The following is a 21,352-nucleotide window of genomic DNA, read 5'->3' on the forward strand; positions in this document are numbered from 1 at the left end:
CACCAAGATTGACCTTTAACGGCTCTGAAACATACGAAGGATGCAATGTCTAAAGAAGACATGATTGAATTTAGCGGCACGGTAACTGAACTGCTGCCTAATGCCATGTTCCGCGTAAAGCTGGACAATGAACACGTTATTCTGGCGCATACCAGCGGCAAAATGCGTAAGAACCGTATTCGCGTTCTGGCGGGTGACCGCGTGAATGTTGAAATGACACCTTACGACCTTTCCAAGGGTCGCATTACGTTCCGCTTCAAATAAAGCCGTGACAGTTTCCGGCCAGCAGAACTCCGTTAAAGGAGAGGCACCTCTCCTTATACTGGCATCTGCTTCGCCCCGGCGGATAGAGCTGCTGCGCCAGATTGGCGTAGTGCCTGACCGCATCATTCCGGCTGATATTGACGAAACACCCGCAAAAACAGAACGTCCCCGTGCTTATGCGCGCCGTATGGCGTTGGAAAAAGCACGCGCGGTAGCTGCCACCGTTACTGAACCGGCCTTAATTCTAGCTGCAGATACAGTGGTTACGCTGGGGCGGCGTATTCTACCAAAAGCAGAAAAGCGGGAAACTGCGCAATTCTGTCTGGAACGCCTTTCTGGCAGACGGCATACAGTCATAACATCGGTTGCGGTTATGCCTAGCTCCGCGTGGCCAAAAGGTAAAACAGCAGAGCGACTGGTAGAAACAGCGGTTACGTTTAATCGTCTTACACCGCATCAGATCAATGCGCTATTAGATGCGGGAGACTGGGCAGGCAAAGCAGGCGGATATGCCCTGCAAGGCCATGCTGCAGGCTTTATTCGTTTTCTATCTGGTAGCAGCTCTGCTGTTATTGGTTTGCCACTATTTGAAACAGCCCAGCTTTTACGCGGGCAACCCGGACACTGGCTGGCGTGATGCATTATTTGCGCGTTGCCACCTTTCCGGGTGAAATGCGCCTTGCTGTTACCAAAGATGATACGCTGCTGGATTACGCACTTTGGCGGCCAGCCACCCCCGATCTTGTTGGCAATATCTATGTTGGGCGTGTAGCGGCACAAGCTGCCTTTATGGGGGGAGCATTTGTAGATCTGGGGCATGGCCTGCAAGGTTTTCTATCCGACCAGAAAGCAGTCTCTCACCTTACCGAAGGCCAGAGCATAACGGTTTGCGTTTCCCGCGCAGCGCAAGGCGGCAAAGGCGTGCGTGTGCGCATGCTGGAACCTTCTGCTCAGGGTAAGGATGTTGGCCTCGTAGCCACCGGTCCAACCCCTCTGGAACGTCTGGCGGCCCAATGGCCAAATGCAATCATTACCGTAGATACCCCGCAGGCGGCCGCCCTTGTGCCCCCGCTCCTACGCGCAAAAAGAGAAGCCGGATTTATGCCTATGCCGCCAGAAATTATGGCAGCATGTCATGCTCTGGAAGAGAGCAGTGTAGATCTACCAGGCAACATGCAGGCAACCATTACGCCAACCCCCGCGCTTATTGCCATTGATATGGACGCACCGCCTGTTTCGGGCTCCCGCCCCAAGCAGACTGCACAGTTTGCAGCAAATCGTGATGCGTTGCCTGAACTTTTACACCAAATCCGCCTGCGCAATCTTTCTGGAGCAATTGTCATTGATCCAGCAGGTATGGCCATACGCAAGCGTCAGGCTTTGCAAGATGTCGTGCAAGAGGCTTTGCGGGCAGATCCACTTCGCCCACGCTGCCTTGGCGTAAGCGCTTTAGGGTTGATTGAGATTGTGCGCCCGCGCATTCACCCCTCCCTTCCAGAGCTTCTCAACTCTCCTCATGGGCATGCGCTTAAGGCACTCCGAACCATCTTGGCACAAGCCCCTACGGCAACCATCTTACGTGGTAGTATCCCCCTTATTCAGGCACTGGAGCAAGACCCGCAAGCCGTGGCAGACTGTGTACAACTCCGCGGCAAACCTTTGGCCCTAAAGGCCGATCCTGCTTTGCCTGATTTTTTCTGGACGGTTCAGGACGCATGACTTCTAAACCAGCTAAATGCCCCGTATGCGGCAAGCCTGCACAGGCAGAATTCCGCCCTTTTTGCTCAAAACGCTGCGCAGATATTGATTTAGGCCGCTGGTTTTCTGGCGATTATCGCATTCCGGGTGCACCTGTCCTGATCGAAAATGATGAAAAAGCTGAAAGAAATGACGAAAGGTGACTTGATCTCCTGCAAAGAGTGAGATACATGCTCTCTCACGCCGCAAGGCTGCGGTGCCCAAGTAGCTCAGTTGGTAGAGCATGCGACTGAAAATCGCAGTGTCGGTGGTTCGATCCCGCCCTTGGGCACCATTAAACGGCAGTGAACTGCCCCCCCTCCCAAAAAATAGTTTGGTATAATTTGGTGTAATCGCCTTTAGTGGTTTTAGCTCCACGCTCTCTTATTTACAGCCGCGATCGGCTCTGCTCTCTCTTTTTGCGCAGCCATCTCATCAGTTCATCCCTTCTGTGCAGCCATAAAGCCTTTCTTCCGCCCTGATTGTTCGAAATAAAGAAAGCATATTCTTTCAGCTCCCTTAGGTTGAGAAGATAGGCTATCTGTGTATAGTCGTTTCATTATCGAACAGTTTTCAGGAGTATTTTATGAAAAAGACCGTTCTCGCTCTGCTAGCAGCTCTTACCGGAGGCGTAGGCTTTTCTGGTGCAGCGCATGCAGCGGCGGATGGCGCGCAGCTTTATGCAACGCACTGCGCCATGTGCCACCAGAGCAGCGGCGATGGCGTTCCAGGGCAATTTCCACCCCTGAAAGGACGCATTGACAAAATTGCGGCTTCTCCTGAAGGCAAAACCTACGTGACACACGTACTGCTGAATGGTCTTGCTGGCAGCCTGAAGGCCGCTGGTGGTTCCTACATGGGTTACATGCCTTCCATGTCATCCATGTCTGATGAAGAAATTGCTGCTCTGCTAACCTACGTTTCCTCCCTGAGTGGCGCGGCTTCTACGCCAACCTTCACAGCGGATGATATTAAAAAGGAACGTGCTACACCCTTGCAGCCGGGTGTTGTGCTGGAAGAGCGTGAAAAGCTGAACGCTGCTCACCCTCTGCCATAAATAAACCAAGAGCCAGCCATTCTTACAAATGGCTGGCTCTTTTAAATACGCTTTAATTTCTAAAAATATTTAACCACTAACGTCTGGATTATTTTCAGCAACTTCTGCCTTGCTAGTTTTTGTCCTGCGTCCGTCTACAGCTTCTGCAATTTCAGATACGAGATCCAGATATTTATCCTGATCTGTTTCTACAGAAGAACCAAACTGGTTAAGCAAGCCAAGGATCAGATCCTCACGTGTTGCATGTTTTTTCTCCCTTCTTGGAGAAAAATGCTTTTTACCAGACATGAAATTTCATCCCTTTACACCTGCATGCTTCTACCATTTGCGCCTTGTTTATTGCGCGGTGTATCCACCATCAATCACCAGCTCGCTTCCTGTAACAAACTTGGATTCATCAGAAGCAAGATACAGAATACCGTAAGCAATATCGTTGGGCTCCCCCAGATGGCCAATGGGGTGCAGATCAACCAGTTTTTGACGGGCTGCGGCATCTTCCTTTGTTAAACCGGCCACCATGGGTGTCCAGATATAGCCAGGATGCACTGAATTCACCCGAATTTTGTATCCAGATTTGGCACAATGTAGGGCCGCAGATTTTGTAAACAGCCTTACTCCGCCTTTACTGGCGTTATAGGCTGCCAACATTGGATCCCCTATCAATCCTTCAATAGAAGACAGATTGACAATGGAACCGCCACCAGACTTCTTCATGGCCTCAATAGCTGTCTGTGTGCCCAGAAATACGCCATCCAGATTGATGGACTGAACACGCCGCCAATCTTCCAGAGATGTGCTTTCTACACTACCAGAATACGCGATACCTGCATTATTCACGGCAATATCCAGCCGCCCATAAAGCTTGAGCGTCTGCTCAATAGCGGCTTTCCATGCCGCCTCATCCGTTACATTCAATTTGACAAATGCAGCTTCACCACCTGCATTTTTAATTTCTGTAACGGCTTTCTGACCGTCTTCTTCTTTTAAGTCACCAATAACAACCTTTGCGCCTTCTTTGGCCAAAAGCTGTGCTGTAGCCTTGCCTATTCCATTAGCGGCTCCAGAAACAATGGCAACCTTGCCTGCTACACGTGCCATAATACTTCCCCTACCTACGCCTTACGTTGCATTGCGTGCTGATCCCAGCCTGAATCAGATATCTCAACCATGACCTGCATCAATTCTTGCAAATGATGGAAAGATTTAAACAGACTTATACTCAGAGCATAATGCCTCTGGGCTATAAGAGTTCCTTTCTAAGAAGTTTTACTGCTTTGTTGAATCTGCTCCATATCCAACAATTGCTTTGGTTTCCAGAAACTCTGCAATTCCAAAATGGCTGCATTCACGGCCATTGCCAGACAGACCATACCCACCAAATGGTGCCTTTACCGTCCATGCTGCGCCATTAAGGGTAACGGTACCAGCCCGAAGTTTACGAGCAACCCTACGAGCACGCTCCATGCTGCCAGACTGCACATAGGCTGCCAAACCATATGGAGTACTATTCGCCAGCCTGATGGCATCATCTTCATCCGCATACCCCATAATGGACAAAACCGGGCCAAAGATTTCTTCCTGCGCAATCACCATATCCGCAGTTACATGCCCAAACACAGTTGGCCGCACGTAATAGCCTTGCGTCAGCCCTTCTGGGCGCCCTACGCCACCAGCAGCCAAGACAGCCCCTTGCGCCGTGCCTTTTTCAATCAATGCCTGAATACGGTTGAATTGAGGAGCACTTACAACAGGACCAAGCTCTGTTACATTATCTGTTGGGTCCCCCACACGCAGGCTATCTGCAACTTTAGCTGCAATATTCATAGCCTTTTCCATCAGATCATGCGGCACCAGCATACGTGTTGGTGCATCACAGGATTGGCCAGAATTTCCAAAACACTCCTGAGCGCCCCGCTCTACTGCATCTGCAAAATCTGTATCAGCGAAAATGATATTGGCAGATTTACCACCCAGTTCCTGCAAAACACGTTTAACAGTAGGCGCTGCAGCCTGAGCCACGGCAATACCCGCCTGCGTTGACCCAGTAAAAGACACCACATTCACCAGCGGATGACTGGCCAAGGCTTCTCCGGCTACGGGGCCATCACCATTCACCATATTATATACACCAGTTGGCACACCTGCTTCATGCAGGATTTCTGTAAATATGATGGCAGATAAAGGTGCAATTTCACTGGGTTTGAGCACAACAGTGCACCCAGCCGCCAAGGCAGGCATAACTTTGCAGGCTACCTGGTTCATGGGCCAGTTCCATGGCGTAATCAGCCCCGCAACGCCTATGGGTTCATGAGTGATGAGAATATCATTCTCACATTCTTCAAACTGGTAATGGAGCAAGGCATCTAAGGTTTCTTCTATATGCGCCAAGCCTGCTGGTGTCTGGCTTTCCCGCGCGAGGGAAATGGGCGCACCCATTTCCAAAGAGATTGCCTGCGCCATCTCTTCTGCCCTGCGCTGATAGATAGATGGAATACGGCCCAGAATCTGTAACCGCTCTGCACGTGTTGTGACGCTCCATGCCCCGAATGCCGCATAAGCGGCCTCAACAGCTCGATTCACGTCCTGCGCGTGTGCCAATGCAATACGGCCACATGGCTGTTCTGTCGCTGGGTTGATAATGTCTTTTTGAGCTTGCGCAGAAGGCAAAACCCACTGCCCGTTGATAAAAAATCTTTCTGAGTTTCCCAAACAATTCATTTGATCACCCTCCCAATAACTGCCAGATCCGTGGGTGTTTCAAGATAATACGACAAACACGCCCCAACATGTTATAACAGCCATGCGTTACCAGAAACGACGGTAACTAAAGACTTTCTTGCTTGTCTATGACATGTTTCTTGCCATTTGTTATTCACAGCGCAATATCAGGTGCACTCGTGAAAACAACCTTACGTTATACTCTTGCCGGTATCTGAAAATAGAACCTCCGGCTGCCGTAGAAAGGATTTATGCGTGACAACCGCCGCAGAAAACAACAAGCAACTGCTTGAACAGTTGAAGAATATAGCTGGCCAGCACCATGTCCTGACCGGAGAAGACAGCACATACCGCTTTACCCATGGCTTTCGCTTTGGTGCGGGTAAGGTGCTTGCTGTTGTTCAGCCGGGCTCACTTATCGAGCTTTGGCGCGTTGCGCAGGCCTGCGTAAATGCTGGCAAAATTATTATCATGCAGGCCGCCAATACTGGTCTGACAGGCGGCTCTACCCCTGATGGCAATAATTATGACCGCGATATCGTACTTATTAGCACGCTACGGCTAGATAAATCCCACCTGATCGGTAACGGCAAGCAGGTTGTATGCCTACCCGGCGCCACACTTTACGAACTGGAAAGCAAACTGGCGGCCATTGGGCGGGAACCGCATTCTGTTATTGGTTCCTCCTGTATTGGTGCCTCCGTTCTGGGCGGCGTGAGCAACAACTCTGGTGGCGCATTGGTGCAACGTGGCCCTGCTTATACGGAAATGGCCGTGTTTGGTCAGATCGGGCCGGATGGCAAACTACAGCTCGTAAACCATCTGGGTATCCAGTTGGGGAATGACCCGGAAGCGATATTGCAGAAGCTGGAAGCCGGCACCTTTACAGAAGCAGATATTGATTGGAACGCCGGCAAAGGGCACGATGGTAACTATATCAATCATGTGCGCGAAATTGATGCTGATACCCCTGCCCGCTACAATGCAGACCCGGCACGCTGGTATGAAGCCGCAGGCTGTGCTGGCAAGCTGGTTGTCTTTGCTGTGCGCCTTGATACCTTTCCCGCCAACAAAGATACGTCTGTTTTCTATATTGGCACCAACAATACCGACGAACTGGAAAACCTGCGCCGCCATGTGCTGACAGCATTTAATGAACTGCCAATTTGCGGTGAGTATATCCACCGTGATGCGTTTAATATTGCTGAAAAATACGGCAAGGATACCTTTGCAGTTATCCGCTATTTTGGTACCAAGTTTTTGCCAAAAATGTTCGCCATGAAATCAAAGTTTGACATTTTTTCCAAAAAACTTGGTTTCCTGCCCGATCATCTAAGTGACCGAATCATGCAGGCTCTCAGCTACCTGCTGCCACGTCAGCTACCTAAGCGGATGCTGGATTATCGGGACAAGTTTGAACATCATCTCATGCTTAAAGTCTCGCACGATTTGGCTGGGCCTATGCGCCAATATTTGCAAACATATTTTGGCAGCGTAACTGGCGAATATTTTGAATGCACGCCAGAAGAAGGCAAGCTTGCCTTCCTGCATCGTTTTGCTGCGGCTGGTGCGGCTGTTAGATACCGCGCTGTGCACCATAAGGAAGCAGAAGATATTGTAGCGCTAGACGTTGCCCTCCGCCGGAATGACCGCGAATGGTTTGAAAAACTGCCGCAGGACATTGAAAACAAACTGATTGTTAAGCTCTATTACGGCCACTTCCTCTGCCATGTCATGCATCAGGATTACGTGGTGAAGAAAGGTTATAATGCCATAGCGGTTGAACATGAAATGCTTCCCGGCTTGGATGCTCGTGGGGCACGCTATCCGGCAGAACATAATGTGGGCCACCTATATAAGGCTCCGCAAAACATGCTGGACCACTATCAGCAGCTTGATCCATGCAACTGCATGAACCCCGGCATTGGCCAAGCTACAAAACGCAAAAACTGGCTGGCAGAAAGCGTATAATCGTAAACTTCTGTTAGCCTAGCATATTACAATACTAAAAGCCCGATGTAGCACTTTTGGCTACATCGGGTTTTATTTTGCATACACATCAAATATTCTAAAAAATAAGAGTCTATGATTTATCCTGCACATTTCGAATAAGATTATGAATAAAATGTAGTTTGTGCACAACGCCATGCGTTAACGTAAAGGGGTAAAAATCTGGCAATCCCATGGAACGATTCAAATTATTGACCGCATAAGTTAATGGAACCCATGCGTTAATAATTTCTTCAAAAGGCATGGATGTATAAGGGTTTCCATGGGGGGAAAGAAGCGCATCTCCCCCTACTGTGTCGCTTACTGTCATATCGTAAGCCAAAGCCGTTTCCAGTGTAGAAATAATATGGAAGTAATGCGCCCATGTTTCTGCAAAATCTTCCCATGGGTGAGATGTCGCATAAAAGCTTACAAAATTCTCGCGCCAGTTCTGTGGGGGAGATTGCGCATAATAGATTTGTAATGCAGCCTGATAATCTGCACTATCATCCCCAAATACAGCGCGGCAGGCTTCTAGTTTTCCGCCGTCTCTTACTAAAATATTCCAGTAATAATGCCCAATTTCATGGCGAAAATGCCCTAGGAGAGTGCGATAATACTCTCCCATTTCAATACGCATTTTCTCACGGTAAGCATCATCTGCTTCCTTGGTTGCAATTGTGATAATACCATTGTTATGGCCTGTCATTATAGCAACTGAACCATCTGCCGCATCATCCAGAAAATCAAATGCCAATCCGTTTTCCGGGTCCTGCCGCCGGTTTTTAAACGGAAGTTTCAACCGCAGAATTGTGTAAAACATTCTGTGTTTTGCAACTTCCAATTTGTACCAACGGTTTTTATTTTCCGGAACATTCAGGTTGGGGATCATACGGTTAAATTGGCAGGCAACACAAAACCCAGAATTTGCACCATTATCGGCTGCCAATGTCAGCCAGTTACACATCCCATAGGCGTGATTGATACAAAAAGCCCGCGCTTGCCCTCTAGCTTTTTTTTCCAAAGGTAACCATGTGCCATCTGCCTGTGGTTCCAGCGCAGTCATGGTTGCAAACTCTGGTAAATACCCTACGGTAACACCGCAATAATGACATTGCGTTGCTTCAAACCCCACCAGATGATTGCAGGATTGGCAGGAAAACCGTTTCATTGTCGGGGTAAGTGCTGCACTTGCATGAACACATCAAACACGGCCTTACAACAATCCAGCACGCCAGAAACTGGTGCGGCATCCTGCGGCGTATTTGCAACTGCTAACGGAATATGCCCAGCCCCTGCCAGAAAGCCAGATGTGGTATCAAACCCAATCCAGCCCTTTTGCGGTATAAGAACTTGCGCCCAAGCGTGCAAATCACCATTCAGCGTTGTAAGCTTACCCTCCTTGCATTCTTCCTGAATAAGATAACCTGAAACAAAACGCGCCGAAAACCCAAGTTGACGCGCAGCACTTACCAGCAACCATGCGCTATCTCGGCAAGAACCGCTTGCGCGCTGCAATGTTTCCTCTGCTGTCCAAACTCCCGGCTCCATACGCCGTTGGTATTGGATCCGCTGTGCAACAACTTGATTAAGTGCCTTGATCTTATCCAGCGGATCTTGCGCAATCGTTACTTGGCGTACTCTGATGAATGACCGCATATTCTCACTCATGCACTGCGATGTTACCGCTTCTTCCTCACCCAAAAGTTCAGGGCATGTTGCCGCATCAGCAAGAGGGTCATACGGCGTAAGATCAAGCATGAGCGCAACTTCAATATCAAAGTGCGTCACCTGATCTGCACATTCAACGCACGCAATCTGATTACCCAATGCATCCTGTGTCCATTTTACCAAGCACTCAGTTGGTTGCACATGCAAGTTATAGGAGAGCACAGGTGTACGAGAATGCAACGTAGGGCGTAACCGAATTGTTTGTGGCCCCATGCTGACAGGCCTATCATACCGATAACAGGTTCGATGTGTCAGCATAACTTGAGAACTCATCAAACCCTAACCTTGTCTTTTATCTTATTCATGGCAAGCAGTGTTACCTCGTTTAACAAGAACACGTGCTTGTAGCGTAAAACCATAGCAGCATGGCACGCACATGCAATACATATCCAACACAATCAAAAACTTGCTTAAGTAGCTGCTATTTTAGACTTGGCAAACCTCTGGAAACCTGTTCAGTTAATTCGGTAGTGAAACAAGTTGAGGCCGCACTGGCCGCCAGCCTGACGGGAGAGAAACCATGATACCAACAGCCCTGCATGCTCCCCCTCAGGCTGCTTCCTTAGGGCTTCTGGACAACTACCATATCCCAGATTTTTTTTGTGAGTTGATGAATCGGCGTGACCCAACGCCCCCCGCCCTACAGTGCGTAAAAGACCGGCTTGCAGCACTTAGCCTGCCAGAATTACGCCGTAGAACCCAAGCTGCTGAGGCTCAACTCTATCGTATGGGCATTACCTTTACTGTGTATTCAGATAAGGAAGCCATTGATCGTATTTTGCCGTTTGATGCCATCCCTCGTGTTATTACCGCGCAGGAATGGGATCACGTAGAGCGAGGTGTGCAACAGCGTATTCAGGCTATCAATCTGTTTCTGCATGATATTTACCATGATCGAAATATCCTGCGTGATGGCATATTGCCTGCCGAACTGGTGCTGAATAACCCCAATTACTGTGATGCCATGGTGGGTGTAGATGTTCCCGGCGGCGTTTATGTGCATATCAACGGCACAGACCTGATACGGGATGATAACGGCCAGTTTCTGATTCTGGAAGATAATGCCCGCACGCCTTCTGGCGTGTCCTACGTTATTGAAAACAGACACATGATGCTGCGCCTTATGCCAGATCTGGCCTCTGGTCTGCCCATTCGCTCGGTAGAAGAATATGGCCTGCGCTTACATCAAACCCTCTGTGAAGTGGCACCAGAAGGAATTGCTGATCCACAAGTCGTTCTTCTTTCACCCGGCATTTATAATTCTGCTTATTTTGAGCATGTTTTTCTCTCCCGCGAGATGGGCGTACCCCTTGTGGAAGGGAAAGATCTGTTTGTTGAAAATCATCGGGTATTTATGCGCACAGTCAACGGCCCCCGTGCTGTGCATGCTATTTACCGTCGCTTGAATGATGATTTTTTGGACCCGCTGGCCTTTAACCCAAACAGCCTTCTTGGGGTTCCCGGGCTAGTAGAAGCGTATCGGCGCGGCAACGTTACACTTGCCAATGCCTTGGGCACAGGTGTTGCCGATGATAAAGCCGTATATGCTTATATGCCGCGCATTATTCGTTACTATTTAGGGCAGGATCCTATTCTGCAAAGTGTGGAAACCCATATCTGTGCAGAACCAGACGGCCTTGCTTATACGTTAGCGCATATGAACAAGCTTGTTATCAAACCTGTTGGAGAATCAGGGGGTTATGGCCTGTTGATTGGCCCACACGCCAGCCAGAAAGAACTGGCTGATTTTAGAGAAAAATTACTGGCTGATCCTGCAAACTATATCAGCCAGCCCGTTATCAATCTGTCTGTTACCCCAACACTCTGCCCAGATGGTGTGGAAGCCCGGCATGTGGATCTCCGTCCTTTTGCCTTAACAGGCCGTTCTGTGTGGGTTTTGCCCGGAGGTCTCGCTCGTGTGGCGCTCCGCAAGGGGTCTCTGGTGGTCAATTCATCTCAGGGTGGCGGCTCTAAAGATACGTGGGTAATGGCATCATGATGAACGAAACACAGGGTCACCTGCTCTCTCGCTATGCAGAATGCATGATGTGGCTGGCGCGTTATATGGAACGCACAGAAAATCTAGCTCGCCTACTAGAAGTGACAGAAACATTTGTGCGCGATGCCAATGGGCAAATTGCATGGCATTCTATTGTACAAATTAACTCGGATGAACAGACCTTCCTTGCCTTACATCCATCAGGCGATGCAGATGCCGTAGCCAATTTTTATCTGACTGAACAGGCAAATCCGGCATCTATCTGTGCAACCGCCCATGCCATACGTGAAAATGCGCGTGCTGTTCGGCCCCTTGTTTCTATTGAAATGTGGGCACAGCTCAATGTCTTCACACGCTGGGTTCTGGATCTGAAAGAAAAGGATATTTATCAAAACAGTCTTTCAAATCTGTGCACTCGTATCAAGCAGGACTGCCAAGCCCATTTTGGCGTTACGGAAGGTACGCTTTACCGTGATCAGGCATGGCTCTTTTATAAGTTGGGCAAAACGCTTGAACGATGTGACCAGATTACGCGTTTGGTAGATATTCGCTACCATATGCTGCTGCCCCAAGGAGAAGCTCCCGGTTCTGAAATTGACATTACGCAATGGACAGCCGTATTACGCTCTGCAGCGGCTTACCATGCCTTCCGCCGTTTACGCCCAGTTACAGTTACGCCTGCAAATATTGTAGGATTTTTGCTAAAAAATGAGGGGTTCTGCCGCTCCTTAGCCGCTAATTTACGCTTAATGGATGAAACACTCGCACTTTTAGCCTCTTATCCCGGCTTGCGTTCACGTTGCAGCGCACTACAAGAATGTGTTGCAGAGCTACGCGTTACTCTTGCAGAACAAACTGCGGAAGACATTATTATTCGTGGCCTGCATGATTATATGAGCTGGATACAACAGCAGCTTTCTCAATTGCAGGAACAAATTGCATCTGAATTCTGGCCTCCTGTTTCCGCGGTGGCGATTCAGGCAGGTTGTCAGATGCAAGCGTGAATCTGTTTGCGTATAGTATAAAAGCTTTTGGATATGTTTTGAAAAAACTAGATGTAATCCAGACCAATATCCAAAGCTTTTACGCTATGCGTCAGCCAACCTGCGGAAATAACATCCACTCCAGTTTCAGCAACAGCACGCACTGTTTCTTGCGTAATTCCACCTGATGCCTCGGCTATGGCCATGCCATTAATCATGCCAACAGCTTTGCGCAGAGTATCCGTATCCATATTATCCAACAAATACGCATCAGCACCGCCACAAGCCAATGCGGCTTCCAACTGCTCCAACGTATCTACTTCCAGTTCAATTTTCATAAGGTGGCCTGCACGCGCACGAGCTCTTTGTAAGGCCACGTCAACTTGCCCACCACACAAAGCCAGATGATTATCCTTGATCAAAATAGCATCATCTAACCGAAAACGATGGTTGCCACCTCCGCCTGCCTTTACGGCATATTTTTGCAACGCTCTTAACCCCGGAAGCGTTTTGCGTGTGCAGCAAATAACAGCTTTTGTGCCAGATACAGCATCCACCATCTGGCGCGTTTGGCTGGCAATACCGCTAAGATGAGAGAGAATATTCAAGGCTGTCCGCTCTCCTGCCAAAACAGTTAGAGCATCACCTTCTACTTCAGCCAGCACATCACCAATCGCCAGCATATCCCCATCTTGCTTAAAGGCACGAAAATGCACCTGTTCATCTAAAAGCGCAAAAGCCTGCTGTGCGCCCGCAAGCCCTGCAACAACCCCCTGTTGGCGGGCGCAGAATACGGCGCGCATTTTCTGCCCAGGCATTGCTAATGCTTGTGTAGTTACATCTCCGCCTTGCCCCAAATCTTCAAACAATGCTGCTTGAATAACAGGTTTCCATAACAATCTGGGAAAATGACATGCGTAAGACATATGTATAAGCGCTCCTACCCTATCCCTTAAACCAGCAACATGCGCTCAACAGATAGACGCGCACGCTCTTGCAAGGCTTCAGGAATAACAACTTCTGCTTCAAAATTTTCCAGAGACTTACGGATGGCGGGTAATGTAATGCGCTTCATATGCGGGCACAAATTACATGGGCGCACAAAAGTGGTATTTGGATACTGCGCTGCCAAATTATCGCTCATGGAACATTCAGTTACCAAAAGAACTTTTTCGGGACTTTCTTCTGCAATATATGCAATCATCTGGGCTGTGGAGCCTGAATAATCCGCAGCTTCCACCACTTCTGGCGGACATTCAGGATGCGCCACAACTTTTACACCCGGATGCATACGCCGATATTGCCGAATTTCCTGCGGGGTAAACCGTTCATGAACCTCACAATGCGCAGGCCATGTTATCATTTCAATTCCGGTTTCGGCCTGAATATTGCGGGCCAAAAATTCATCTGGAATCATGATAACACGTGGAACATTCAGGCTTTCCACCACTTTGCGCGCATTGCCTGAAGTGCAACAAATATCGCTTTCGGCCTTAACCGCGGCTGTGCTGTTCACATAGGTTACAACAGGCACCCCGGGATACGTCTGTTTCAGATAACGCACATTCTCGGCTGTAATGCCTTCTGCCAAAGAACAGCCCGCAGCTACATCCGGAATCAGAACTTTCTTTTCTGCGTTTAATAGTTTGGCAGTTTCTGCCATAAAATGTACACCAGCCATAAGAATAATATCGGCATCTATATTCTGTGCAGCACGTGCAAGAGCAAGGCTATCGCCCCGGATATCAGCCACACAATGAAATATTTCTGGCGTTTGATAGTTATGTGCAAGAATAACGGCGTTATGCTGCTTTTTAAGGCGTATAATGGCCTCAATATCAGCAGCATAACGCTCTTCCCACAAATCTCGCGCCATGATGCCAGCCACAGGCTGATACAGAGTATCCCTGTCTGGAATATTGAACGCCAACATGAATACCCTCCCTTGCGGTACATATGCTCAATTTGAGTATATGTACCGCAAGGGAAAAACAAGCGCTTTTAACCTACTTTTTATAACAATGGCGTTAGCGGCAATTTGGCGCCAGCCAGATAGCAATTTTGCCCTGCTTCTGGCCGAAAGCGGTACAGCTTTGCAGGCCGCCCTTGCTGAGGCGTATCAAAAGCACCTGTTTCTTCCACCAGCTTTTGTTGCAAAACCAAACGCCTGAAATTTTGCTTGTGCATCCAACACCCTGCCAAGGCTTCCATGGCCTGCTGAAGCTGCAGCAATGTAAATGTTTCTGGCAACAAATCGAACACAACTGATGTATAACGAATTTTCGCCCGCACGCGTGAAAGGGCTGTCGCCAAAACACGCCGGTAATCTGCCTGCATTTGCAAACCTAGCTGGCTTTGTCCTTTAAAATGTTTGGCTTCGCGCACCAAGCCAGCTTCCCACAAAAGCTCATAACGATCCAAAGCCAGCTCATCGTTCCATGGGTGAGGAGAAAGGCCAAACAGTCTGGCGCATCTTTGCTGTTTAGCAATGCTTTTTCCAACCCAATTTTTCAGTAATCCAATAATATGCTGCAACAGAGCATGAGCCGCTGGATATCTGCGATCTTCCCACGGAAAATAATCATATATAGAACGTTCTGCTATTGTTTGGTCTGCATTAGAACTGATTAATGCCATGTAGGAAATACGCACCAACCGGCTTTTATCGGCCACCTGTGTATCTGCAAATGTATAAAGCTGTTCTGTATGCCCCAATACCACGCCTGTTTGCTGCTCTACCCAGCGGCATAGTTCCTTTTGTAAGGAATGGCCGCCCATGGTTAACGGGCCTGAAGGCAAAGCCTGACCGTTTTCCAGCGTAAGCACGCAGGGCGTATCTTTTCTGATATTCAAAAGAACGGCTACAAGCTCTGCCCTGCAAAACGCTGTCTGTTTCATGAAGCCTCAGTAATGAACCAAAAATAAAATATCATAGGTGAAATCTGCATACTCATTTTTTATATGGGCGTGAAGATTCTACAGCCCAGAACAGATATTCCTGAGAATGTTTCCAATACAATGTTTTCCAAATGAACATGTCTCATGATATTATACAGCTACATCATTCATGCCTGGCATCAGCAGGGCTATATTTATGTCCGTTTAAAAAAGACATATAAACTTTTTTGAAAGAAATCAGGATATTTCCGCGCCCATGAATACGCCTACAAAACATGATATCGCAAAAAAGAAAATTGTAGATTCTGCACGCGCGCTTATTGCTGAGCGCGGATTTTCGGCTGTCGGGCTTTCGCAAATTCTGGAAGTTGCGGGCATCCCCAAAGGCTCATTTTACCATTATTTTGCATCTAAAGAGGCATTTGGAGAGGAACTTCTGCGCTCTTATATGCATGATTATTTAATAAATATTCATGCACTCTTTTCCACACCAGATAAAAACGGCGCACAGAAGTTATTTTCTTATCTGGATTTCTGGCGCCGCTCCCATATCAAGGGGCTGGTTGGAGATAAATGCCTCATCGTTAAACTTGCTGCAGAAGTATCTGATATATCAGAACGCATGCGCCGTATTATGGAAACCGGCACTGCTTCTGTTATTTCTCATCTCTCTCAGGTCATTAAAACTGGGCTGCAGGACGGATCTCTACAATCCTCCCTGCCCGCCCACAAACTCGCATCATCGCTCTATCAACTCTGGCTGGGTGCAACCTTGATGACGAAAATTACGCATTCATCCCATCCTTTGGATGAAGCATGGCAAACTTCGCACACTCTTCTTGGTTGTACAGCAGATCAACTTAATCCAAGCGCACAGAAGGGCGAATAACGGTTTCTACCATATCAGCAAAGATAGACGCCAAACCGCGCACCCAGCCAAACAGCTCTATCTGGTGCTGACGATACAGCATAATATGCCCCATACGTGCAGAAAGCCCGTGCAACATACCACCACCCATAACCCGGCCACCCGGTAGTGCTGCCCAGCCATTGTAATTACCCAGTGCCACAATAGCGCCTTTGTTATGGAAAATGCAGGAAGGCACTTCCTTACCACTTTCCAGCCATGCAGGCAGATGTTGCGCCAGATGATGCGCCTGCTGACGGGCAACCTGTGCCGTAGCGGGTAGCGGATCATCTACAATATAGGAGCAATCCCCCATTGCAAAAATACGGTCATCATCAACAGAGCACAGATTGGGTTTTACGTTGATCTGGCCAGAGCGGCTTAGAGAAAGACCACCATAGGTTTTTGTTACCGCCGGAGCCTTAACACCAGCAGCCCATACCCGCAGTGTTGCTGGTACGTGTGTGCCATCTTTAAGCGTAAAGCCCGTAGCATCTGCTGCAGCAACGCGGGCAGATGTGCGCACATTTACACCAATCCGCTCCAGTTCCTGTTGCGCAGCCATTGAAACAGATTCCGGAAAAGCAGGCAGGATACGGGCGCCAGACTGCAACAGCGTAATGCTGAGTTTTGGCGGTGCCTTACCGAAAGCATGCAAGCTTACTGGGTCAACAATTTCGAGAGATTTATGAAGTTCAGCGGCAAGCTGGGTGCCTGTGGCCCCGCCCCCAACAATAGCAATATCCAGTTCAGAATTATCAGCAAACGACTTCAGAATTTCCATTCTGAACTTTTCATTAAAAGCATTTGCTTCAACAAGGTTATCAATAAACAGACAGTTTTCCAGCACACCGGGCGTGCCAAAATCATTGGCGCGGCTTCCGATAGACAGGACAATGGCATCATATGTCATGGTTCGGCTATCCAGAACCTTGCTGCCATCTGATGCATGTAAGGGGCTTAAAACAACTTCCCGCTTATCTCTATCAATAGAGACAACTTCACCCGGCCAGAATTCAAAATTATGGCTGCTGGCCTGAGCCATAAAACTGATGCGGTCGTTTTCATTCTGCACTGTGCCAGCAGCAAAGCAATGCAGCATAGGCTTCCATACGTGTGAAAAGCTTTTATCAATAAGTGTGATACGTGCTTTTCCGTGCCGGCCAAGTGTTTTACCCAGACGCGTTGCAAGGGCAAGTCCTGCCACTCCGCCACCGACAATAAGAATTTCAGACTTGGACGACATCAGGTTTACATGCCTCTTTCAGGAAGTAAGCGGGAGATAACGTTATGTTTTTGAATGAATATTTTATTAAAAAGAATTATTTTATTACTACACTATATAATTCTATTTACTTATATTTTTATACTATGCGTATTCTGTGCAAGCGGGCACCTTTACAGGCGCCCGCTAACAGTATGATCAGAACGGTGCGTCAATATCGACCGTGTTGATCAGCTTGTGGTTCACAAACTCTTTGATACCAAGACCAATCAGTTCACGCCCATAACCGGAGTTTTTAATGCCACCGAAGGGCAGATCTGCCTTAGGCACCAGCGGATGGTTGATGAACACCATGCCTGTGCGAATTTTTGCGGCCACACGTGCGCCACGTGCTTCGTCTTTGGTGAAGACAGCACCACCCAGACCATAAGGTGAATCATTGGCGATACGGATTGCATCGTTTTCGTCTTTTGCACGATACAACTGCGTTACCGGGCCAAAAAATTCCCAATGGCGGGCTTCGTTGTTGCCATCCAAACCAGTCATCAGCAGCGGACGGAAGAAAGCGCCTTTACCGGGCACTTCTGGCCCAATCACTTCAACCTTTGCACCGTGCTTGATGGCTTCCGTCACCTGGCGGTGCAGATCATCCATAGCGCCTTTGGAGCACACCGGTGCCAGCGTTGTGGAAGGATCCATCGGGTCACCAGCTTTCAGCTCGGAAACACCCTTTTTGTACAGTTCCAGAAAGCGATCATAAACTGCATCAGCAACAATCAGACGCTTGGCAGATACACACACCTGACCAGCATTCCAATGGCGGCCAATAACAGCCCATTTAGCTGCTTTTTCTACGTCAGCATCATCCAGAACAATAAAGGCGTCTGCGCCGCCCAGTTCCATGGTAGCCTTTTTCAGGGCTTTACCTGCAACACCAGCAATAATGGTGCCTGCGCCTTCAGAACCTGTCAGAGCCACACCGCAAACGCGGGGATCGTTCAGGATAACTTCCGTATGGCGACGTGCTGTATAAAGGTTACGGAACAGACCTTTTGGCAGGCCAGCTTCGTTCATCAGCTCTTCACAAGCAGCAGCGCACTGCGGCAGGTTGGAAGCGTGCTTAAGCAGAACAGCGTTACCAGCAGAAAGCTGCGGCGCAATAATGCGGACAACCTGATAGAATGGGAAGTTCCATGGCTCAATTGCCAGCACGATACCAAGAGGTTCATGCACCAGAACAGCCTTACCTTCTGCCGGATCAGCAACCGGCAGAGATTCCGGCTTCAGAAGTTCTTCTGCATATTTTGCATAGTATTCGAAAATTTCAGCAGAAAGAATAACTTCTGCTTTGGACTCTGCAAACAGCTTGCCCATTTCCAGCGTGCCCAGACGAGCATACTTATCAACATCACGACGCAGAATGGCAGCTGCGGCATTCATAATACGAGCGCGTTCAGCAAAGGAGGTATCACGCCATTTTTCAAAAGCGGCATGAGCTTCGGACAGTGCGGTCTGGACTTCCTGATCTGTAGCTTCAGGAAAATTAGCAAGAACTTCCCCGGTGTAGGGATTGGTTGTCGCGTACGCCATTTTTACCTCGTGAACAGTGAAATGGAAAAAGCAGAACGAGCCCGCAAATGCGGCATGCACCCGGCAGAGCAGAATGCTCCAATGTGTGGCATCGTTTCCCTCATCCAAAAAATAGACCGGTCAACTTTTATCGGGCAGGAAAACTCCTGATGGCAAAAATCCATATACAAACTGGAAATATTCCTACCGAATCTGTATGGCCTGTTCTGGTTATCTGTATATGAATGGATATAGATGAAGTCAATTTATAATTAGACCAGTCGTCTTATAACTCTTATCCTATTTATGGTGGGTTCGTATAAATCCAGCTTAAGCAGGCTCTCTCCCCTGCCCCACTCCATGCCTGTTGGCACACAATAGATACAAAAAAGCTGGAAGACATATGAGCCTTCCAGCTTAAAGCGTTCGTGCAGAACTCAATGTAGAACAAGAGTATAAAGCGTTAAAACCTTATTTGTTATAACACTCTAACATTCCTATTCAGGAAATAGGTTGCCTGATTTCCTTCTGCCCGCTCCGGCGCAACACCAGAATTGCCAGCAAATACACAACCAGGCCACCTGCTGAAAGAATAGCCCCACCAATGCCTAGCGCAGAATATCCAAACTGATGCGCCAGCAGCATACTGCCCAATGCTGCCCCTAATGCATTAGCAATATTAAATGCAGAGTGGTTGAGGGAAGCCGCCAAAGTTTGGGCATCTCCTGCAAAATCCATCAAACGTGTTTGCAAGGCTGGCCCCAAGCCATTTACAAATGTAGGGATAAGAAAGACAGCAAGCGCCAAAAGCAACGGCTGATGTAACACCGTAGAAAAACCCAGCATAACAACAGCACTGCCACCAAGCGCCAGAATTGCAGCCAGATCCAATTTACGATCTACAAGCCACGCACCTGCATTTGCTCCAACCAGCATGCCCATGCCCCAAATAACCATGTAAAGCATGACAGACCATTCCGGCACATGGGTTACATTCTGCAAGATACTGGTAAGATAGGTATAAATGGCAAACATGCCGCCAAAGCCAATAGCGGCTGCCAGCAACGTAAGCAAAACCTGAGTGTTACCCATAGCAGCAACTTCTTTAAGTGGTGAGTTTTTGCGGTTGGGCTGGTCTGCTGGAATATAGCGCCATACCCCCAAAAAGGTAATACAACCAAACAGACCAATAATAAGGTACGCCACACGCCAGCCGAAATGATCCGCTGCAAATGTAGAAAACGGTGCGCCTACCAGAGTAGAAATGGCAATGCCAGACAGAACCCGCCCCACAGCCCACCCACGGCGAGAGCGCTCTACCATTGAAGCCGCAACAAGCGCAGAAATACCAAACAATGCCCCATGCGGCAGGCCGGTAATAAACCGTGCAACTTCAACCAACTCTGGCGTGGGCATGCAAATGCTTAGGAAATTCCCGAAACAAAACAACACCAATAAAGAAAGAAGCAGTTCCCGACGGGAAAGGCGCGCGCCCAGAATGGTAATAAGCGGTGCGCCAATTACCACGCCCAAAGCATATGCCGTAATGGCATATCCTGCATATGCCGCAGACAGATGTAAGGAACGAGCAAATTCTGGCAGCATGCCCATAATGGCAAATTCACCTGTTCCAACAACAAAAGTGCCGAAAGTAAGAATGAATAAAGCGGCAGCACGCCCATGAGGCGGCTCAATAAACGAGGTCGGTACGGGAGGAGGCTGAGGAGCAGTTGTCATTTAAAAACTCAAAAATAAGAAATTTCAGTTCTTTACGGCCTGTTTCATTGCAACACGGGCAATTGCAATATCATCTTCCGTTTTGGCACCAGAAACACCTATGGCACCTAAAAAAGAGCCATCTGCGGCTTTAATCACCAGCCCACCGCCAAAGCTGGTTAAACCGCCGTTTGTATTCTCCAGCGTATAGGCCTCACCATCCGGGCGGCCTTTTGCGGCAAAGTCCGCACTGTCCATCTGGAACAAAGCTGCTGTGCGCGCCTTTTTTTGGCTCACATCAACCACACCTAAAGGTGCTTCATCCATCCGAGCAAAAACCACTGGCCATGCTGCGGCATCCACAATGGACACACATACGCTTACTTCAAGCCGACGCGCCTCTGCCAAGGCAGCATCTAGCATAGATAAAGCCAAAGAAAGCTTCATGAAACAAAACTCCTGCACGAAGAAAAGCGCGCAGACTACTCATCTCGCTCTTAAATGAAAGAGAAATTATACACAAAACACATTTATTTAACGATAAGGAACATATTCTTAT

Annotated in this window: 21 protein-coding genes and 1 tRNA gene; 10 read left to right on the top strand and 12 right to left on the bottom strand. The window is 48.4% G+C overall.

What is annotated here, in order from left to right; genetic code table 11:
- The first annotated feature begins 45 nt into the window (after positions 1 to 45).
- The 6 genes from infA (at position 46) to FKW31_RS15045 (ending at position 3,058) form a co-directional block, all read left to right on the top strand.
- Positions 46 to 264 carry a translation initiation factor IF-1 gene (infA, locus tag FKW31_RS15020; RefSeq protein WP_003623225.1) on the top strand — a complete coding sequence of 73 codons (219 nt, stop codon included), beginning with the start codon at positions 46 to 48 and terminating at the stop codon, positions 262 to 264.
- A 4-nt stretch (positions 265 to 268) separates the two neighbouring features.
- Positions 269 to 901 (top strand): nucleoside triphosphate pyrophosphatase, encoded by a 633-nt coding sequence (locus FKW31_RS15025; RefSeq protein ID WP_150178964.1) that lies wholly within the window; start codon positions 269 to 271, stop codon positions 899 to 901.
- Positions 898 to 1,983: a ribonuclease E/G gene (locus FKW31_RS15030; protein WP_150178965.1), complete on the top strand. Its 1,086-nt coding sequence runs from the start codon at positions 898 to 900 to the stop codon at positions 1,981 to 1,983. Before FKW31_RS15025 ends, FKW31_RS15030 begins: the two co-directional genes overlap by 4 nt.
- Entirely contained in the window at positions 1,980 to 2,165 is a 186-nt protein-coding gene (locus tag FKW31_RS15035; protein WP_006117510.1) for a DNA gyrase inhibitor YacG, read from the top strand. Before FKW31_RS15030 ends, FKW31_RS15035 begins: the two co-directional genes overlap by 4 nt.
- A 55-nt stretch (positions 2,166 to 2,220) precedes the next feature.
- Positions 2,221 to 2,296: transfer RNA gene (locus FKW31_RS15040), tRNA-Phe, on the top strand.
- Between the two features lie 291 nt (positions 2,297 to 2,587).
- On the top strand, positions 2,588 to 3,058 hold the full coding sequence (locus tag FKW31_RS15045) for a cytochrome c (protein ID WP_063354469.1): 471 nt from the start codon (positions 2,588 to 2,590) through the stop codon (positions 3,056 to 3,058).
- 69 nt (positions 3,059 to 3,127) lie between these two features.
- Here the strand turns inward: FKW31_RS15045 and FKW31_RS15050 are convergent, their stop codons facing one another.
- From FKW31_RS15050 to FKW31_RS15060, 3 genes are all read right to left on the bottom strand, one after another.
- Positions 3,128 to 3,346, bottom strand: a complete 219-nt coding sequence (locus tag FKW31_RS15050; protein ID WP_089179391.1) for a hypothetical protein — start codon at positions 3,344 to 3,346, stop codon at positions 3,128 to 3,130.
- Between the two features lie 48 nt (positions 3,347 to 3,394).
- On the bottom strand, positions 3,395 to 4,156 hold the full coding sequence (locus FKW31_RS15055) for a glucose 1-dehydrogenase (RefSeq protein WP_089179392.1): 762 nt from the start codon (positions 4,154 to 4,156) through the stop codon (positions 3,395 to 3,397).
- Positions 4,157 to 4,324: 168 nt separating this feature from the next.
- Positions 4,325 to 5,776 (bottom strand): aldehyde dehydrogenase family protein, encoded by a 1,452-nt coding sequence (locus tag FKW31_RS15060; RefSeq protein WP_150178966.1) that lies wholly within the window; start codon positions 5,774 to 5,776, stop codon positions 4,325 to 4,327.
- Between the two features lie 255 nt (positions 5,777 to 6,031).
- Between FKW31_RS15060 and dld the strand changes: the two genes are divergently transcribed.
- Positions 6,032 to 7,747: a D-lactate dehydrogenase gene (gene dld, locus FKW31_RS15065; RefSeq protein ID WP_035350829.1), complete on the top strand. Its 1,716-nt coding sequence runs from the start codon at positions 6,032 to 6,034 to the stop codon at positions 7,745 to 7,747.
- 112 nt (positions 7,748 to 7,859) lie between these two features.
- Here the strand turns inward: dld and FKW31_RS15070 are convergent, their stop codons facing one another.
- Both FKW31_RS15070 and FKW31_RS15075 read right to left on the bottom strand, forming a co-directional pair.
- On the bottom strand, positions 7,860 to 8,936 hold the full coding sequence (locus tag FKW31_RS15070) for a putative zinc-binding metallopeptidase (RefSeq protein ID WP_150178967.1): 1,077 nt from the start codon (positions 8,934 to 8,936) through the stop codon (positions 7,860 to 7,862).
- Positions 8,933 to 9,769 carry a transglutaminase family protein gene (locus FKW31_RS15075; RefSeq protein ID WP_150178968.1) on the bottom strand — a complete coding sequence of 279 codons (837 nt, stop codon included), beginning with the start codon at positions 9,767 to 9,769 and terminating at the stop codon, positions 8,933 to 8,935. Before FKW31_RS15075 ends, FKW31_RS15070 begins: the two co-directional genes overlap by 4 nt.
- 247 nt (positions 9,770 to 10,016) lie before the next feature.
- Here FKW31_RS15075 and FKW31_RS15080 point away from each other — a divergent pair, with 247 nt between their 5' ends.
- A complete protein-coding gene (locus tag FKW31_RS15080; RefSeq protein WP_150178969.1) occupies positions 10,017 to 11,495 on the top strand; it encodes a circularly permuted type 2 ATP-grasp protein in 1,479 nt (492 codons plus the stop codon).
- Positions 11,495 to 12,499: an alpha-E domain-containing protein gene (locus FKW31_RS15085; RefSeq protein ID WP_193562095.1), complete on the top strand. Its 1,005-nt coding sequence runs from the start codon at positions 11,495 to 11,497 to the stop codon at positions 12,497 to 12,499. Before FKW31_RS15080 ends, FKW31_RS15085 begins: the two co-directional genes overlap by 1 nt.
- A gap of 47 nt (positions 12,500 to 12,546) precedes the next feature.
- Here the strand turns inward: FKW31_RS15085 and nadC are convergent, their stop codons facing one another.
- The 3 genes from nadC to FKW31_RS15100 all read right to left on the bottom strand — a co-directional run bounded on the left by nadC (position 12,547) and on the right by FKW31_RS15100 (position 15,376).
- Entirely contained in the window at positions 12,547 to 13,404 is an 858-nt protein-coding gene (gene nadC, locus FKW31_RS15090; protein ID WP_150178971.1) for a carboxylating nicotinate-nucleotide diphosphorylase, read from the bottom strand.
- A 26-nt stretch (positions 13,405 to 13,430) separates the two neighbouring features.
- Entirely contained in the window at positions 13,431 to 14,411 is a 981-nt protein-coding gene (gene nadA, locus FKW31_RS15095) for a quinolinate synthase NadA (RefSeq protein WP_006117521.1), read from the bottom strand.
- Between the two features lie 80 nt (positions 14,412 to 14,491).
- Entirely contained in the window at positions 14,492 to 15,376 is an 885-nt protein-coding gene (locus FKW31_RS15100; protein WP_150178972.1) for an NrtR DNA-binding winged helix domain-containing protein, read from the bottom strand.
- Positions 15,377 to 15,632: 256 nt separating this feature from the next.
- Here FKW31_RS15100 and FKW31_RS15105 point away from each other — a divergent pair, with 256 nt between their 5' ends.
- A complete protein-coding gene (locus tag FKW31_RS15105) occupies positions 15,633 to 16,265 on the top strand; it encodes a TetR/AcrR family transcriptional regulator (RefSeq protein WP_006117523.1) in 633 nt (210 codons plus the stop codon).
- Here FKW31_RS15105 and FKW31_RS15110 read toward each other — a convergent pair.
- From FKW31_RS15110 to FKW31_RS15130, 4 genes are all read right to left on the bottom strand, one after another.
- Positions 16,237 to 17,529: an NAD(P)/FAD-dependent oxidoreductase gene (locus FKW31_RS15110; protein ID WP_063354477.1), complete on the bottom strand. Its 1,293-nt coding sequence runs from the start codon at positions 17,527 to 17,529 to the stop codon at positions 16,237 to 16,239. The genes FKW31_RS15105 and FKW31_RS15110 overlap by 29 nt on opposite strands.
- A gap of 177 nt (positions 17,530 to 17,706) precedes the next feature.
- Positions 17,707 to 19,098, bottom strand: a complete 1,392-nt coding sequence (locus FKW31_RS15120) for an NAD-dependent succinate-semialdehyde dehydrogenase (protein ID WP_006117525.1) — start codon at positions 19,096 to 19,098, stop codon at positions 17,707 to 17,709.
- 480 nt (positions 19,099 to 19,578) lie between these two features.
- Positions 19,579 to 20,814 (bottom strand): MFS transporter, encoded by a 1,236-nt coding sequence (locus tag FKW31_RS15125; protein WP_150178973.1) that lies wholly within the window; start codon positions 20,812 to 20,814, stop codon positions 19,579 to 19,581.
- Between the two features lie 24 nt (positions 20,815 to 20,838).
- Positions 20,839 to 21,240, bottom strand: coding sequence for a heme-binding protein (locus tag FKW31_RS15130; RefSeq protein ID WP_150178974.1), 402 nt, complete (start codon positions 21,238 to 21,240; stop codon positions 20,839 to 20,841).
- Positions 21,241 to 21,352: the final 112 nt, after the last annotated feature.

The sequence above is a fragment of the Acetobacter sp. DmW_136 genome, from assembly GCF_008690365.1.
Lineage (GTDB): Bacteria > Pseudomonadota > Alphaproteobacteria > Acetobacterales > Acetobacteraceae > Acetobacter > Acetobacter oryzifermentans.

Coding starts and splice junctions, on each gene's coding strand:
- infA (WP_003623225.1), top strand. CDS start 46: ATGTCTAAAGAAGACATGATTGAATTTAGCGGCACGGTAACTGAACTG.
- FKW31_RS15035 (WP_006117510.1), top strand. CDS start 1,980: ATGACTTCTAAACCAGCTAAATGCCCCGTATGCGGCAAGCCTGCACAG.
- FKW31_RS15045 (WP_063354469.1), top strand. CDS start 2,588: ATGAAAAAGACCGTTCTCGCTCTGCTAGCAGCTCTTACCGGAGGCGTA.
- FKW31_RS15050 (WP_089179391.1), bottom strand. CDS start 3,346: ATGTCTGGTAAAAAGCATTTTTCTCCAAGAAGGGAGAAAAAACATGCA.
- FKW31_RS15055 (WP_089179392.1), bottom strand. CDS start 4,156: ATGGCACGTGTAGCAGGCAAGGTTGCCATTGTTTCTGGAGCCGCTAAT.
- FKW31_RS15060 (WP_150178966.1), bottom strand. CDS start 5,776: ATGAATTGTTTGGGAAACTCAGAAAGATTTTTTATCAACGGGCAGTGG.
- FKW31_RS15070 (WP_150178967.1), bottom strand. CDS start 8,936: ATGAAACGGTTTTCCTGCCAATCCTGCAATCATCTGGTGGGGTTTGAA.
- FKW31_RS15075 (WP_150178968.1), bottom strand. CDS start 9,769: ATGAGTTCTCAAGTTATGCTGACACATCGAACCTGTTATCGGTATGAT.
- FKW31_RS15080 (WP_150178969.1), top strand. CDS start 10,017: ATGATACCAACAGCCCTGCATGCTCCCCCTCAGGCTGCTTCCTTAGGG.
- FKW31_RS15085 (WP_193562095.1), top strand. CDS start 11,495: ATGAACGAAACACAGGGTCACCTGCTCTCTCGCTATGCAGAATGCATG.
- nadC (WP_150178971.1), bottom strand. CDS start 13,404: ATGTCTTACGCATGTCATTTTCCCAGATTGTTATGGAAACCTGTTATT.
- nadA (WP_006117521.1), bottom strand. CDS start 14,411: ATGTTGGCGTTCAATATTCCAGACAGGGATACTCTGTATCAGCCTGTG.
- FKW31_RS15100 (WP_150178972.1), bottom strand. CDS start 15,376: ATGAAACAGACAGCGTTTTGCAGGGCAGAGCTTGTAGCCGTTCTTTTG.
- FKW31_RS15105 (WP_006117523.1), top strand. CDS start 15,633: ATGAATACGCCTACAAAACATGATATCGCAAAAAAGAAAATTGTAGAT.
- FKW31_RS15110 (WP_063354477.1), bottom strand. CDS start 17,529: ATGTCGTCCAAGTCTGAAATTCTTATTGTCGGTGGCGGAGTGGCAGGA.
- FKW31_RS15120 (WP_006117525.1), bottom strand. CDS start 19,098: ATGGCGTACGCGACAACCAATCCCTACACCGGGGAAGTTCTTGCTAAT.
- FKW31_RS15125 (WP_150178973.1), bottom strand. CDS start 20,814: ATGACAACTGCTCCTCAGCCTCCTCCCGTACCGACCTCGTTTATTGAG.
- FKW31_RS15130 (WP_150178974.1), bottom strand. CDS start 21,240: ATGAAGCTTTCTTTGGCTTTATCTATGCTAGATGCTGCCTTGGCAGAG.